The sequence below is a fragment of the Nocardia sp. NPDC127579 genome (genome assembly GCF_042672005.1).
Classification (GTDB): Bacteria; Actinomycetota; Actinomycetes; order Mycobacteriales; family Mycobacteriaceae; genus Nocardia.
The window spans coordinates 109,542-123,314 of the sequence record NZ_JBHXVZ010000004.1; the positions used below are offsets into that span (position 1 = coordinate 109,542).

The 13,773-nt window shown below is 68.1% G+C and carries 14 protein-coding genes; 7 read left to right on the plus strand and 7 right to left on the minus strand.

Annotated elements, in window-relative coordinates:
• Position 1: 1 nt before the first annotated feature.
• On the minus strand, positions 2-277 hold the full coding sequence (locus ACFVMC_RS15790) for a cold-shock protein (RefSeq protein ID WP_379210795.1): 276 nt from the start codon (positions 275-277) through the stop codon (positions 2-4).
• Between the two features lie 199 nt (positions 278-476).
• On the opposite strand from ACFVMC_RS15790, the gene tig reads away from it, so the two are divergent.
• From tig to ACFVMC_RS15815, 5 genes are all read left to right on the plus strand, one after another.
• A complete protein-coding gene (gene tig, locus ACFVMC_RS15795) occupies positions 477-1,835 on the plus strand; it encodes a trigger factor (RefSeq protein WP_379210797.1) in 1,359 nt (452 codons plus the stop codon).
• A 189-nt stretch (positions 1,836-2,024) separates the two neighbouring features.
• A complete protein-coding gene (locus ACFVMC_RS15800; RefSeq protein WP_379210799.1) occupies positions 2,025-2,612 on the plus strand; it encodes an ATP-dependent Clp protease proteolytic subunit in 588 nt (195 codons plus the stop codon).
• Positions 2,613-2,656: 44 nt separating this feature from the next.
• Positions 2,657-3,322 (plus strand): ATP-dependent Clp protease proteolytic subunit, encoded by a 666-nt coding sequence (locus tag ACFVMC_RS15805; protein WP_379210801.1) that lies wholly within the window; start codon positions 2,657-2,659, stop codon positions 3,320-3,322.
• Positions 3,323-3,726: 404 nt separating this feature from the next.
• On the plus strand, positions 3,727-5,007 hold the full coding sequence (gene clpX, locus ACFVMC_RS15810; RefSeq protein ID WP_356971089.1) for an ATP-dependent Clp protease ATP-binding subunit ClpX: 1,281 nt from the start codon (positions 3,727-3,729) through the stop codon (positions 5,005-5,007).
• A 199-nt stretch (positions 5,008-5,206) separates the two neighbouring features.
• Complete coding sequence (locus ACFVMC_RS15815; protein WP_379210803.1) at positions 5,207-5,632, plus strand: STAS domain-containing protein; 426 nt, start codon at positions 5,207-5,209, stop codon at positions 5,630-5,632.
• A gap of 8 nt (positions 5,633-5,640) precedes the next feature.
• On the opposite strand, the gene ACFVMC_RS15820 is transcribed toward ACFVMC_RS15815, so the two are convergent.
• On the minus strand, positions 5,641-6,018 hold the full coding sequence (locus ACFVMC_RS15820; protein WP_379210805.1) for a nuclear transport factor 2 family protein: 378 nt from the start codon (positions 6,016-6,018) through the stop codon (positions 5,641-5,643).
• Positions 6,019-6,697: 679 nt separating this feature from the next.
• Between ACFVMC_RS15820 and mihF the strand changes: the two genes are divergently transcribed.
• Positions 6,698-7,012, plus strand: coding sequence for an integration host factor, actinobacterial type (mihF, locus tag ACFVMC_RS15825; RefSeq protein WP_194819046.1), 315 nt, complete (start codon positions 6,698-6,700; stop codon positions 7,010-7,012).
• Positions 7,013-7,049: 37 nt separating this feature from the next.
• A complete protein-coding gene (locus ACFVMC_RS15830) occupies positions 7,050-7,457 on the plus strand; it encodes an NUDIX domain-containing protein (protein WP_379210807.1) in 408 nt (135 codons plus the stop codon).
• 54 nt (positions 7,458-7,511) lie between these two features.
• Here ACFVMC_RS15830 and ACFVMC_RS15835 read toward each other — a convergent pair whose 3' ends face one another.
• The 5 genes from ACFVMC_RS15835 to ACFVMC_RS15855 form a co-directional block, all read right to left on the minus strand.
• On the minus strand, positions 7,512-8,045 hold the full coding sequence (locus ACFVMC_RS15835; RefSeq protein WP_379210809.1) for a hypothetical protein: 534 nt from the start codon (positions 8,043-8,045) through the stop codon (positions 7,512-7,514).
• 78 nt (positions 8,046-8,123) lie between these two features.
• Positions 8,124-8,936, minus strand: coding sequence for a formate dehydrogenase accessory sulfurtransferase FdhD (gene fdhD, locus ACFVMC_RS15840; protein WP_379210811.1), 813 nt, complete (start codon positions 8,934-8,936; stop codon positions 8,124-8,126).
• Positions 8,933-11,242, minus strand: coding sequence for an FdhF/YdeP family oxidoreductase (locus ACFVMC_RS15845; RefSeq protein WP_379210813.1), 2,310 nt, complete (start codon positions 11,240-11,242; stop codon positions 8,933-8,935). The genes fdhD and ACFVMC_RS15845 overlap by 4 nt, the downstream gene beginning before the upstream one ends.
• Before the next feature lie 48 nt (positions 11,243-11,290).
• Complete coding sequence (locus ACFVMC_RS15850) at positions 11,291-12,709, minus strand: FHA domain-containing protein (protein ID WP_379210815.1); 1,419 nt, start codon at positions 12,707-12,709, stop codon at positions 11,291-11,293.
• Positions 12,710-12,917: 208 nt separating this feature from the next.
• Positions 12,918-13,748, minus strand: a complete 831-nt coding sequence (locus tag ACFVMC_RS15855) for an NAD(P)H-binding protein (RefSeq protein ID WP_379210817.1) — start codon at positions 13,746-13,748, stop codon at positions 12,918-12,920.
• Positions 13,749-13,773 lie beyond the last annotated feature (25 nt).

A 13,773-nucleotide genomic window follows, 5' to 3' on the forward strand; every position in this document is an offset into this window, starting at 1 on the left:
GCTATCTACTGGTAGCCCCGTGGCCCTCGATCCAGGTGGCGCGCCAGTGGTAGCCGTCCTGTTCCGCCCGCTCGGCGGCGAAGCTCACGCTCTCACCGCGTCGCAGGGTGCGGAATCCGCCTGGACGGGTACCGGCGGAGGCCGGATCGATGAGCGAGAAGTGCGCCCACACCGCACCTTCGATGTCGGGTGCTTCGAGCAGGCCCCAGCCTTCTGCTTCGTGCCATCGGCTCACCCGGCCCGTGTGCACGCGAGTTCCGTCACGGTAATTCGCCATGCTGTGAGCCTAGGACGACTCCGGGGGTGGACACAGCCACTCGCGGCGCTTCAACTAACCTGGTCGGGATGCGTACACCGCGTCGTCGTCCAGACGAGCGGGTCCCCTCCACCATCGGGGCGGGCTTCGGCGTGCGCACATGCAGATTTCGCGTGACCAGAACGAACACCGAACCGAACAACGAACAAGGAGCATGTCCGTGAAGAGCACCGTCGAGCAGCTGAGCCCGACCCGGGTCCGGATCAATGTCGAGGTGCCCTTCGAGGAGCTGAAGCCCGACTTCGACAAGGCGTACAAGGCGCTGGCCCAGCAGGTCCGCATCCCCGGCTTCCGTCCCGGCAAGGCCCCCGCCAAGCTGCTCGAGGCCCGTCTGGGCCGCGGTGCGGTGCTGGAGCAGGTCGTCAACGACGTGCTGCCCGCCCGCTACAGCGAAGCCGTGCAGGCCTCCGACCTGAAGGTCATCGGCCAGCCGGAGATCGACATCACCAAGATCGAGGACGGCCAGGAACTGGCCTTCACCGCCGAGGTCGACGTGCGCCCGGAGATCACCCTGCCGGCCTACGACGCCATCGAGGTCACCGTCGACGCCTTCACCATCGAAGACGCCGATATCGACGAGCAGCTCCAGTCGCTGCGGCAGCGCTTCGGCACCCTGACCGGCGTGGAGCGCCCGGTCAAGGAGGGCGACTTCATCTCCATCGATCTCTCCGCCACCGTCGACGGCGAGGAAGTGGCCGACGCGTCCACCTCCGGCCTGTCCCACGAGGTCGGTTCCGGCCAGCTCATCGAGGGCCTGGACGAGGCCGTGGTCGGCCTGTCCGCCGGTGAGTCGGGCGAGTTCACCTCCACTCTGGTGGCGGGCGAGCACACGGGCAAGGAAGCGGTCATCACCGTGGCCGTGCAGTCGGTCAAGGAGCGCGAGCTGCCCGAGGCCGACGACGAATTCGCCCAGTTGGCTTCGGAATTCGACACCCTCGACGAGCTGAAGGAAGACCTCAAGAGCCGCGTCGAGCGCTCCAAGCAGGTCACCCAGGCCGGCGAGATCCGCGACAAGGTGCTCGAGGCGCTGCTGGAGCAGGTCGACGTGCCGCTGCCCGAGGCCGTGGTCAAGGCCGAGATCGAGGCCGTCGAGCACGACGCCGTGCACGGCTTCGACCACGACGAGGCCAAGCTGGCCGAGGCGCTCGAGGCGCAGGGCTCCAGCCTGGAGGAGTTCAAGTCCGACACCAAGGAGTCCGCCGAGAAGTCGGTGAAGACCCAGCTGCTGCTGGACGCCATCGCCGAGGCCGAGGGCACCCAGGTCGGCCAGGAGGAGCTCACCGAGCGCATCCTGTTCCAGTCGCAGCGCTACGGCCTGTCCCCGGAGCAGTTCATCCAGCAGGTGCAGCAGGCGGGCCAGCTCGGCGCGATCTTCGCCGACGTGCGCCGCGGCAAGGCGCTGGCGGGTGTGGTCGGTCAGGTCAAGGTGACCGACTCCGAGGGCAACGTCGTCGACACCGCCGAGATGTTCGGCGCCCCGGCTGACGAGGTCGCCGACGAGGCCGTCGCCGCCGAGTGATTTCAGAAAAGCCCAGGGCGGCAAGATCTTGATTGCGCTCTGAGCGAAGAAGGGGCGGTACCGGGAGTTCGGTGCCGCCCCGCTTCGTTAGTGTTTGTGACAGCGAACGCTGTGTAGGTTTCTCCGTACAAGCAAGCCGGTGAGAAGAGAAGGCAGGTATCCGTGACAATGAACAAGGCAGGGGTCGTCATGAGTTCCCCCACTGCTGGTCTCAACCTCAGTGATTCGGTGTACGAGCGCCTGCTGCGTGAGCGCATCATCTTCCTCGGTACGCAGGTCGACGACGACATCGCCAACAAGATCTGCGCCCAGATCCTGCTGCTCTCGGCGGAGGATCCGGAAAAGGACATCGCGCTCTACATCAACTCGCCCGGTGGCTCGGTCACCGCGGGTATGGCCATCTACGACACCATGCAGTACGCGGAGTGCGACATCCGCACCGTGGGAATGGGTCTGGCCGCGTCGATGGGGCAGTTCCTGCTCACCGCGGGCACCAAGGGCAAGCGTTTCGCGCTGCCGCACGCCCGGATCATGATGCACCAGCCGTCCGCCGGTATCGGTGGTTCGGCCGCCGACATCGCGATCATGGCCGAGCAGTTCGCGCACACCAAGCGGGAGCTGAACGAGTTGCAGGCGCTGCACACCGGCAAGTCCGTCGAGCAGGTCACCGCCGACGCCGACCGCGACCGCTGGTTCACCGCCAAGCAGGCCCTGGAGTACGGCTTCGTCGACCATGTGGTCAGCCACGCGAACCAGGCGAACGGATCCGGTAACTGAGCCGCGGCGAAAACCGCTCACCCACACAGACTTTGGAGACGAAGATGGCCTTGATCGACCCGCGCGCCGGACTGTCCGGCACCGCACCGGCGAGCCCCCAGGCGCGCTACATCCTGCCTTCGTTCATCGAGCACTCGAGCTTCGGTGTCAAGGAGTCCAACCCGTACAACAAGCTGTTCGAGGAACGCATCATCTTCCTCGGCGTGCAGGTGGACGACGCCTCGGCCAACGACATCATGGCCCAGCTGCTGGTGCTGGAATCGCTGGATCCCGACCGTGACATCACGATGTACATCAACTCGCCGGGTGGCTCGTTCACCTCGCTGATGGCCATCTACGACACCATGCAGTACGTGCGCGCCGACGTCGCCACCGTCTGCCTGGGCCAGGCCGCCTCGGCGGCGGCCGTGCTGCTGGCCGCCGGTACCCCCGGCAAGCGTGCCTGCCTGCCCAACGCCCGTGTGCTCATCCACCAGCCGTCGCTGGAGGGTGGCATCCAGGGCCAGGTGTCGGATCTGGAGATCCAGGCGGCCGAGATCGAGCGCATGCGGCGTCTGATGGAGACCACCCTGGCCCGGCACACCGGCAAGGACGCGGACACCATCCGCAAGGACACCGACCGCGACAAGATCCTCACCGCACAGGACGCCAAGGAATACGGCATTGTCGACACGGTGTTCGACTACCGCAAGCTGAGCGCGCAGAAGTAGGACGCACTCCGGGGTCGCTCGGAAGTTGCTGTTGGTCAGACGAATTGGGCCGGGCGGTCTGCCTCGCGGCGGATCGCCCGGCCGGTTTCACTCCGGGCCGCCGATCCCGCCGGGATACGGATCGGCGATTGCGCGCACCTGGCGGGGCGAATCTGCCCTCGTAGCGCGGAACGTGTTACAAAGCAGTGAGAACTCGCACATCCCGGGGCGAGAAACATGCGCGAGTTGTCGACCTCCGTCGCACTCACCGGGTACGGTCGAGCTAGGGATCGTTGCTCCCGGTTGACGGCGCCGCCCGACCCGCGCGAAATACTCGAAGTGTTCGTGATTACACGCGAGTGCGGCGGAAAGCTGGCAACCTGGACAGACGGTTGCACGCGGACAAGGAAGTAGGGACCCACGAGATGGCGCGCATCGGAGACGGCGGCGATCTGCTCAAGTGCTCGTTCTGCGGAAAGAGCCAGAAGCAGGTCAAGAAGCTCATTGCGGGACCAGGGGTGTACATCTGCGACGAGTGCATCGACCTGTGCAACGAGATCATCGAAGAGGAGCTGGCCGAGTCCAGCGAGGTCAAACTCGACGAGCTGCCGAAACCGGCCGAGATCCGGGATTTCCTGGAGAACTACGTCATCGGCCAGGACACCGCCAAGCGCACGCTGGCCGTGGCCGTCTACAACCATTACAAGCGCATTCAGGCCGGCGACAAGAGCCGCGACAGCCGCGGCGAGATGGTCGAGCTGGCCAAGTCCAACATTCTGATGCTCGGCCCCACCGGCTGCGGTAAGACCTACCTGGCGCAGACCCTGGCCAAGATGCTGAATGTCCCGTTCGCCATCGCCGACGCCACCGCGCTCACCGAGGCCGGATACGTCGGCGAGGATGTCGAGAACATTCTGCTCAAGCTGATCCAGGCCGCCGACTACGACGTCAAGCGCGCCGAGACGGGCATCATCTACATCGACGAGGTCGACAAGATCGCCCGCAAGAGCGAGAACCCCTCGATCACCCGGGACGTCTCCGGTGAGGGCGTGCAGCAGGCGCTGCTGAAGATCCTGGAGGGCACGCAAGCCTCGGTGCCGCCGCAGGGCGGACGCAAGCATCCGCATCAGGAATTCATCCAGATCGACACCACCAACGTGCTTTTCATCGTGGCGGGCGCGTTCGCGGGCCTGGAGAAGATCGTCTCCGATCGCACCGGCCACCGCGGTATCGGCTTCGGCTCCGAGGTGCGCTCCAAGGCGGAGGTCGACACCATCGACCACTTCGCCGAGGTGATGCCGGAGGATCTGATCAAGTTCGGCCTGATCCCCGAGTTCATCGGCCGCCTGCCGGTCGTCGCCTCGGTGACCAACCTGGACAAGGAATCACTGGTCAAGATCCTCTCCGAGCCGAAGAACGCGCTCGTGAAGCAGTACATTCGCCTCTTCGAGATGGACGGCGTGGATCTGGAGTTCACCCAGGATGCCTTGGAGGCCATCGCCGACCAGGCCATCCTGCGTGGCACCGGCGCCCGTGGCCTGCGCGCCATCATGGAGGAAGTGCTGCTGCCGGTCATGTACGACATCCCCAGCCGCGACGATGTCGCCAAGGTGGTCGTCAACGCAGATACCGTCACCGAGAACGTGCTGCCCACCATCGTGCCCCGCAAGGCGCAGCGCGCCGAGCGCCGCGAGAAGTCGGCGTAAGCCTCAGCGACCACCGTTGATGCCCCTGCACGGCCCGCTGCGTCCACTGGATGCGCGGGCCGTTCTCGACGACGAGGTGTATTGATCCGGCGCTCGGGGTACTCCGACAGGAGGGTTGAGCAACCAGCCCAGTCGTGAGCCATAGTCGCTTGCCGGACGCCGGAATCGTGGTGCCGTGCGCGACAGGACCGGGGTTCCCATGTCCACCGTCGAAACCGCTCAGGTCGAGCTATCGAATCAACAGCCGCGGACCAGGACAGCGCAGTCCCCGCATCCCGCCGACCGGTTACGGGTATCTGTCACCAGGCCGAGTAGATCCGTCACGCTGTGCGCCGTCGCCGGTGAAGCCGACCAGTTCACCGCCGAGCACTTCCGGCACCGGCTGATCGGCAGCCTCGATTCCGCCGCGCCGACCGTGGTGGTCGACCTCTCCAACGTGAGTTTTCTCGGCGTCGCCGGGCTGCGCGTGCTCCAGGAGGCGCGGGACTGGACCGGGCACACGCGGCGCACGCTGCGCCTGGTCACCGGTTCCCGCAGCGTCGACCGGCTGCTCGAAGTCGCTTCGGCCGCCGCCCCGTTCGAGATCGCGCCGGATCTGGCGTCGGCGGTCCTGGGCGTCGCGTAGCCGAACGGTCAGCTCGGGTCGCTGCTCATATCGTCCTGGCTCCAGTAGGCGCGCATGCTGACGATCTTGCCCGCGTCGTCGAACTCCATCACATCGATGGGGGACAGGGTGAAGCGCTTGTCACCGAACTTGGTGACGAGAGTGAACACGAAGGCCGCGTGCTTGCCTGCGATCCGCACGGTATCGGCCCGGAGTTCGGTTTCCCGGTCCAGGTTGGCGATCACCTCGTAGAACTCCCGGATGGCAGCGTGGCCCGTGCGCGGCTCGGTGCCGATCGGGTCCTCCACCGTGGCGTCGGGCGCGTAGAGCTGCACGATGTCCTCGGTCGGCCCGGAGCCGACCAGCTTGACGTACTGCTCGACCACATCGCGGATCTGCTGTGTCATGGACATTCCTCACGATTGAAACCTGTTTCAGTTCGGAGGGTAGCAGTCCCGCCGTGGTTCCCGCGGGAGGGAGCGCCATTGCTTCCTCGAATCGCCATTGAATCGATGGTCCCCGCGAGTGGTATCTCTGCTGAATGTGTCGGCTCACCCGGCGGTGTTGTTACGCCGATCCGGGCCGTTGCCCGGCATTGCCCGGCGCGGCCGAGCGTGCGAGTTCCCTCGCGGACGGGCGGGGCTGAAGCCGAACCGGATCGGTTCGCCACCCGGCATCGTTAAGTGTCTCGGCCGCAAGGTATTTCGGTCGCGGATCGCGCGTGCGGTCGCGTGCGTCACTCGAGTCATCGTGCGGGGTCCGGTGATTCGTCGCTGCCGGGCGCGGACCACCCGCTGCCGGTCGATCCGCCACTGGTATCTTCCTCCGGACCGTCGGGCGCGTGCCGTGCACTGTCCCAGGGCGGCGAAGCAGGTAAGTGAAAGCTACACGTTCCGTATTCCTTTCGTCCGTTTCGCCCGCTATCCATGGGTGTTACACCGGTTCTGACGACGCGCCCGGAGAAAACTCATCACCACCTTCACGCGGTGTGTCGACACGGAACCGCCAGGTACGTGCTGTTTACTCGGTCCGGTCAACCAGATGTTCGATCCAGATGTTCGAGTGACGAGTGAAAGCGGAGGAGTTATGGCACTGCCCACGATGACCGCCGAGCAGCGCACCGAGGCGTTGGCCAAAGCGGCCGCGGTGCGCAAGGCGCGCTCCGAACTGATCGGCAAGGTGAAGGCGGGCAAGGTCTCGGTCGCGGAACTGCTGAAGAAGGCGGAGACCGATGATCTGGTGAAGAAGACGAAGGTCGCCGCCGTGATCAAGGCGCTGCCCGGAGTCGGACCGGTCAAGGCCGCGAAGCTGATGGACCAGGCCGAGATCCCGGAGGATCGCCGCATCGGTGGGCTGGGCGCCCGCCAGCGGGCCGCCCTGCTGGACGCGCTCGAGGCCTGAGTCACACCGGGTTTCGGCACGTCGTAGTCTGCTGGGCATGGAACGAACGCTCACGTCCGTTGCTTGGTTGTGTGTCGAGGACGGCAGGTTGCTCGCGGTCCGCACCCAGGGCCGCGACGCCTTCTATCTCCCAGGCGGCAAACCCGAGCCGGGGGAAACCCTGGCGCGAGCGCTCGTCCGTGAAGTCCGTGAGGAAGTCGGCGTGCGGCTTGCCGAACACGCCATCACACCCGAGGTGACCATTACGGCTCCGGCCCACGGTCGCCCCGGCACCCTCGTCGAAATGCACTGTTTCCGCGCACCGGGACACGGCAGGCCCGCTCCGGCCGCGGAGATCGCCGAAATGGCCTGGCTCGGTCCCGAAGACGACCATCTGTGCGCACCGGCCGTGGTGCGGGCACTCCAGCATCTCACCGCGGTGCGTGGCTGGGAGTGGACCGCCTGACCCAACAGACCTGGAGACGCCCCGCAGCCGAAAAGCTGTGGGGCGTAACCAGTTTCAGCGAGGACCGGAGCGGCGAGGGAAGCGGAACTCGATCGGTTCGGGATCGGGGACCTGCGGTGTGCGCGGCGGCACCAGCATGCAGGCCAGACCGAGGCCCAGTAGCGCGATCACGCCGATCAGGCTCAGCGCGTAGCTGAACCCGCCGAGTTCGGCGGGTTTGTGGGCGGCGTGATAGATCAGATGCGGCACCGAGAACACCAGCCAGCCCAGCCCCGTCGCCTGGGCCAGGGCCGGACCGCCGCGCCACAGCGCGAACAGCGAGATCGCACCCAGCGCCAGGAAGAACCCGCCGACATCACCGGCCAGATGGTGATTGAACGGGCCGTCGACGGAGACCCACCGCAGGCCGAGACCCGGATAGCTGGTGTACCAGGAGCGCGGCGCCAGCACGGCCCACAGCCCGGTGACCAACCCGGTCGCGGCCAGGATGCCGAGCATGATCCGGACCGCCAGCCAGCGTTTGCGGTGCTGGTCGAATCGCATCCGCACCCGCACCCCGCCGGAATCGCCTTCCACCCTGATCCGCATCGGTCACCCCATTCCCTGCCGAGAAGATCGTGCTGTCACCGTAAACCCGCGATACACCTACCGGCAAGAGCGCTCGGGTCAGCGCTGAATGCGGTGTGCGCCGGTGTAGATGTTCATGCTCGGCCCGCGTAGGAACCCCGCCAGGGTGAGGCCGGAATCCGCAGCGAGGTCGACAGCCAGCGAACTCGGCGCCGAGACCGCGCCCAGCATCGGGACGCCGGCCTGCACGGCCTTCTGCACCAGCTCGAAGGAGGCGCGGCCGCTCACGATCAGCACGAGATCGTATGCGGGCACCCGATTTTCGCGCAGCGCCCAGCCGAGGACCTTGTCCACGGCATTGTGCCGGCCGATGTCCTCGCGCAGCGTGAGCAGCGTGCCGTCGGCGGTGAACAGGCCCGCCGCGTGCAGGCCGCCGGTGGCGTCGAAGACCGACTGCCGGTCGCGCAGGGTGCCGGGCATGCCGGCGAGGGCGGCCGTGGTGACGGTAAGCCCCTCGGCGGGAATGGGATAGCGGGTCCGGGCCCGCACCTCCTCGAGCGCGGTCTTCCCGCACAGCCCGCAGGCGCCGGTGGTCAGGAAACCACGCGGCGACACCGGAACCGGGGTACGCAGCCGCACGTCGAGCACGTTGTAGGTGTTCTGACCGTTCTCGTCGGTGCCCGCGCAGTACCGGGCGCTGACGATGTCCTCGGCGTCGGCGATGATGTTCTCGCTCAGCAGGAATCCGTGCACCAGGTCGATATCGCTGCCCGGGGTACGCATGGTGACCGTCAAAGACGTTCCGTCGAGCCGGATTTCGAGTGGCTCCTCCACCGCGAGGGTATCGGGGCGCTTGATCGCTCCGGCCTCGGCGATCCGCAGGGTCGGCCGGCGGGCGGTCACCCGGCTCACGACGGCGCCCCGACGTGCACGTGCGGCTCCAGCCGGATCGTCACCGCTTTCGAGACGGGTGTATTCGAGCGCGCCGCAACATGTTCCAAGGGGACCAGCGGATTGGTCTCGGGGTAGTAGGCGGCGGCATTGCCGCGCGGAGTCGGGTAGGCGACGAGCCGGAACCCGGTGACGCGGCGTTCGGAGCCGTCCGTCCACTCCGAGACCAGATCGACCAGATCGCCGTCGGCGAAACCGAACTCGGCGATATCCGCGGCGTGCACGAGCAGCACGCGGCGGCCGCCGTGCACGCCGCGATAGCGATCGTCCAGGCCGTAGATGGTGGTGTTGTACTGGTCGTGGCTCCGCAGCGTCTGCAGGATCAGGCGGCCCGGCGGCACGGCCAGCCAATGCATCTCGTTCACCGCGAAGTTGGCTTTGCCGGTGGCCGTGCGGAATTCGCGAGCGTCGCGCGGTGGATGCGGCAGTACGAAGCCGTTGCGCTCGCGGACCCGGCGGTTGTAGTCGGCGCAACCGGGCACCACGGCGGCGATGGCATCGCGGATCCGGTCGTAGTCGTCGCGGTAGCGGGCCCAGGGCACCGGATGGTCCGGGCCGAGCAGGGCCAGCGCCAGCTCGCAGACGATCGCGACCTCGCTGCGCAGGTGCTCGCTCACCGGCTGTAAACGGCCGGTGGACAGATGCACCATCGACATCGAATCCTCCACCGACACCTGCTGTTTCACGCCCGCGCGGAGATCGGCATCGGTGCGGCCGAGGGTGGGCAGGATGAGCGCGGTGCGGCCGTGCACCACATGGCTGCGATTGAGCTTGGTCGACACCTGCACGGTGAGTCGGCACCCGCGCAGGGCGGCCTCGGTGACCTCGGTGTCGGGCGTGGCCGAGACGAAGTTGCCGCCCATGCCGACGAACACCTTGGCCCGGCCCGCCCGCATGGCGCGAATCGCGGCGACGGTGTCGAGGCCGTGCTCGCGCGGGCTGCTGATGCCGAATTCGCGGTCCAGCGCGTCGAGGAAGGCGGCGGGCATCTTCTCCCAGATGCCCATGGTGCGATCACCCTGCACGTTGGAGTGGCCGCGCACCGGGCACACGCCCGCGCCGGGCTTGCCGATCATGCCGCGCAGCAACAGCAGATTCGTGGCCTCCTCGATGGTGGCGACCCCGTGCGCCTGCTGGGTCAGGCCCATGGCCCAGCAGATGATGATCCGCCGCGCACCGGCGAAGCGAGCGGCGGTGCGGTCCAGGTCGGCGCGGGTGAGCCCGGTCGCCTCCGCGACGGTGTCGAGATCGACTGCGCGGGTATGGGCGTCGTAGTCGGCGAAGCCCGCGCAGTGCGCGTCGACGAAGGGGCGATCCACCACCGTGCCGGGCGCGCGGTCCTCGGCCTCCAGCAGCAGGCGGCCCAGACCTTGGAACAGGGCCAGATCGCCGCCCAGCCGGATCTGGAGGAAATCGTCGGCGATGGCGACACCGCCGGTCACGCCCCGGACCGTCTGCGGGTCCCGGAAGCCGAGCAGCCCGGTCTCCGGCAGCGGATTGACCGCGATCACGGTGGTGCCGTTGGCTTTCGCGTCCGCCAGCGCGGTGAGCATGCGTGGATGATTGGTGCCGGGGTTCTGGCCCGCGACGATGATCAGATCGGCCAGGCCGAAGTCGTCGATCGAGACCGAACCCTTGCCGATGCCGATGGAACTGGTCAGCGCCGTGCCGGAGGATTCGTGGCACATGTTCGAGCAATCGGGCAGATTGTTGGTGCCGAAACTGCGGACCAGCAGCTGGTACAGGAACGCCGTCTCGTTGGCGGTGCGGCCCGAGGTGTAGAACACCGCCTCGTCGGGCGAAGCCAAGGCGCGCAACTCGTCCGCGATCAGGCGGTGGGCCTCGGCCCATTCGATCGGCGCGTAATGGGTGGCGCCGGGGCGCAGCACCATGGGATGGGTGAGCCGCCCCTGCTGGCCCAGCCAGTAACCGGATTTGCTGTCCAGCTCCTCGATGGAGTGGGTGGCGAAGAACTCCGGTGTGACAGTGCGCAGCGTCGCCTCCTCGGCGACCGCCTTCGCGCCGTTCTCGCAGAACTCGGCCGGACGGCGATGTCCGGTCGGCTCCGGCCACGCGCAGCCGGGACAGTCGAAACCGTGCACCTGGTTGACTCGCGCCAGCGTGCGCGCGGTGCGGATCACGCCCATCTCCGCCACCGACCGCGTCAGCGAGACAGCCACGGCGGTGAGACCCGCCGCCTGCTGTTTCGGCGGGGTCACGCTCAGGGCCGACTCGTCGATATCGGGTCCGGGACCGCTGCGGTGCATGGTCGGTATTGTCCTCTCCGCTCGCCGATCAGCGGCGGCAACCCCCGATCATCGGCGCTTCTGCAGGATCTTCGGCATGGCGGAGCGGCGTTCGCCGGGCCGATAGGTCACCACGCGTTCACCGACCCGGATGCTCCAGCCGGGCGGCAGCTCGGTGGCCGCGGTGCCGATCCGGGTCCACTGATCGGCGCCCGGCGCGGCGATGAACGTGCCCGCCGGGGTGGACGCGTCACGCACGAAGACCTTGCCGCGCTCCGGCGTGACGTAGGCGTGCACGCGTGAGACGTGCCGGTCGCGGGGGACCTGCAGTGGCGCGGCGGCCGCGGTGCGCACGGAATCGTCCGCGGCGGGGCTGCGCCCGATCACGTAGGGGCGATCGAGCGGGAAGGTGCTCTCGCCGTAGACCAGCGCACCGGTGCCCGGGCCGCGGGAATCCGGTGCGCTGGCCGGTGGGCGGGGCGAATCGGGGATCGGATTCTGCTGTGCCACAGCCGGTTCCGACACCTGCGACCACGCCTTGGGCATGGCCTCGGTGGCCGGGGGTTCGGCGCGTCCGTCGGGCGACTTGGCGGTGGGGCCCTCGGAGTCGGTGACGCGACGAGGCTGGGCCGGCTTCCCGCCCGAGGCGGGGGCCCGGCGCGGCGTCGCGGTCTCGGGTGTGCGCGCCGGGTCGGGGCGCTGCGGGCGGTCGTCGGTCTCGGCCGGTGCGGCCGCGGTGGGTGGCCCGTCGGTTTCGGCCGCGGTGACGGTTCGAGTAGATGTGCCTGCGGTGGCGGGTCGATCGGACGTGGCCTCGGTGGTCGGTCGATCGGATGCGGCTGCGCCGGCCGATCCGTCGGACGCGGGCGACGTGGTCACCGGGCCGGCACGGCGGTTGCGGCTGGACTCGTCGGGGACGGTGGGTTCGTCCAGCGCGTCGAAGCCCGCGGGCATGGTCTGGGCGGGCTGGGCCGGTTCGGGTGCGGCGGCCGGGCGCCGGGCCGGTCGCCGACCGGCGCGGCGTAGCCCGACGTGTAGTTCGAAGCCGCCGCCGGGCACGATGCCGTCACGCAGATCGGAGCGTGGATGCACCGGCATATCGATATTGCCGCTGATGCTGATGCGGCGCACCGGGTCACGCACGATCTCGTCCACCCAGGTGAACGCCCGGGCTCCGGACAGGCGCCGGGTGCCTTCGGCCCCTTGGATTTCCGCGATCAGCGGTCCGCGCAACAGGATGACGGTGCCGTCGGAGGTGGGGGCCACCAGACCGAACGGCGGCGGCTCGGAACCGCTCACGAAGATGACCGAAGCCAGCCGCTGCACGATCGCCGCACCCGGGTGCTCGCCCACGGCCACCGCCTCGATGGCCCCGAGAATCCGTTCGGTGGCGGCGGTTTCACCGCCCAGATAGATGACGACCTCACCGAAACGCGCGATCAGACCTTCGCCCGGCGCGATTCCCACGGTCGACGGGTTCTTGACCACCCGCGCCTCCTTCCGAGCATCCCGCTTGCGGCGCGCTGACAACACGGCCGCGGTCCGAACGGGTCACGCTCGCACCGGCGTCCAGCATAGGTTGTCTCCGACCGTCTGATCGGCGTCTCGCGCAGGTCGGCCGGGTTGCGCAAGCGCCTGTGCGGTGCGGTTTCCCGGGTGCGTTACACGCCTGCGGGATCACCTGCGGTGATAAGGATCATCGGGCCGCTGCGAACTCATGGACGTGATCGCGCACCCATTCGCCGAACGGGCGGGCGGGCCGGCCGGTGACGCGTTCGACGGTGTCGGTGAGCTCGGTCGGCACGCCGTCGCAGCGCGCCCAGTAGTCGAGCAGGCCGGTGGCGTACTGCGCGGGCAGGTGATCGGCCATTTCCGCGCGCCAGGCGGCCGGCGTCACGGGTTCGAACTCGATCGGATGGCCGATGATCGCGGCGAGTTCGCGCAGTTGCTCGGTGAAGGTGAGCGTCTGCGGGCCGGTCAGCGTGTGGTGGCGGCCGCGGTGTCGGGGGCTGGTGAGCAGCGCGTGTGCGACGGCGGCGACGTCGAGTTCGTGGATGGGATCGGTGTAGGCGTTCGGGTAGGGCAGGGTGATCGGGCGTCCGGCCCGAATCGACCAGGCCCAGCTGCGGGCGTTGCCCGCGAACGCGCCCGGGCGCAGGACCGTGACCGGCATCGGCGCGTCGGAGAGGGCGAGTTCGGCGTCGAGATGTGATTTCGCGACGGGGTTGGTGGCGGCGTCGGGGTCCAGGGTGGACGACGACGAGAGCAGCACGATGTGCTCGACGCCGGATTCGATTGCAGCGTCGAGGAATTCGGTGAGGTGGGCGGCTTCGGCGTAGAGGAAGACGGAAGCGATTCCGGCCAGGGCGGCCGGGAAGGTGCTCGGATCGCGCAGATCGCAGTGGACGGCGGGCTGGTCGAGTTCGGCGGGGCGGGCGGAGCCGAGGCGGACGGCGTGGCCGTCGGCACGCAACAGCGGGTGCAGGGCGGAGGCCACCGCGCCGCGGGCGCCGGTGAGCAGAAACATGGGAGATCCTTTGTGGCGAACGGAG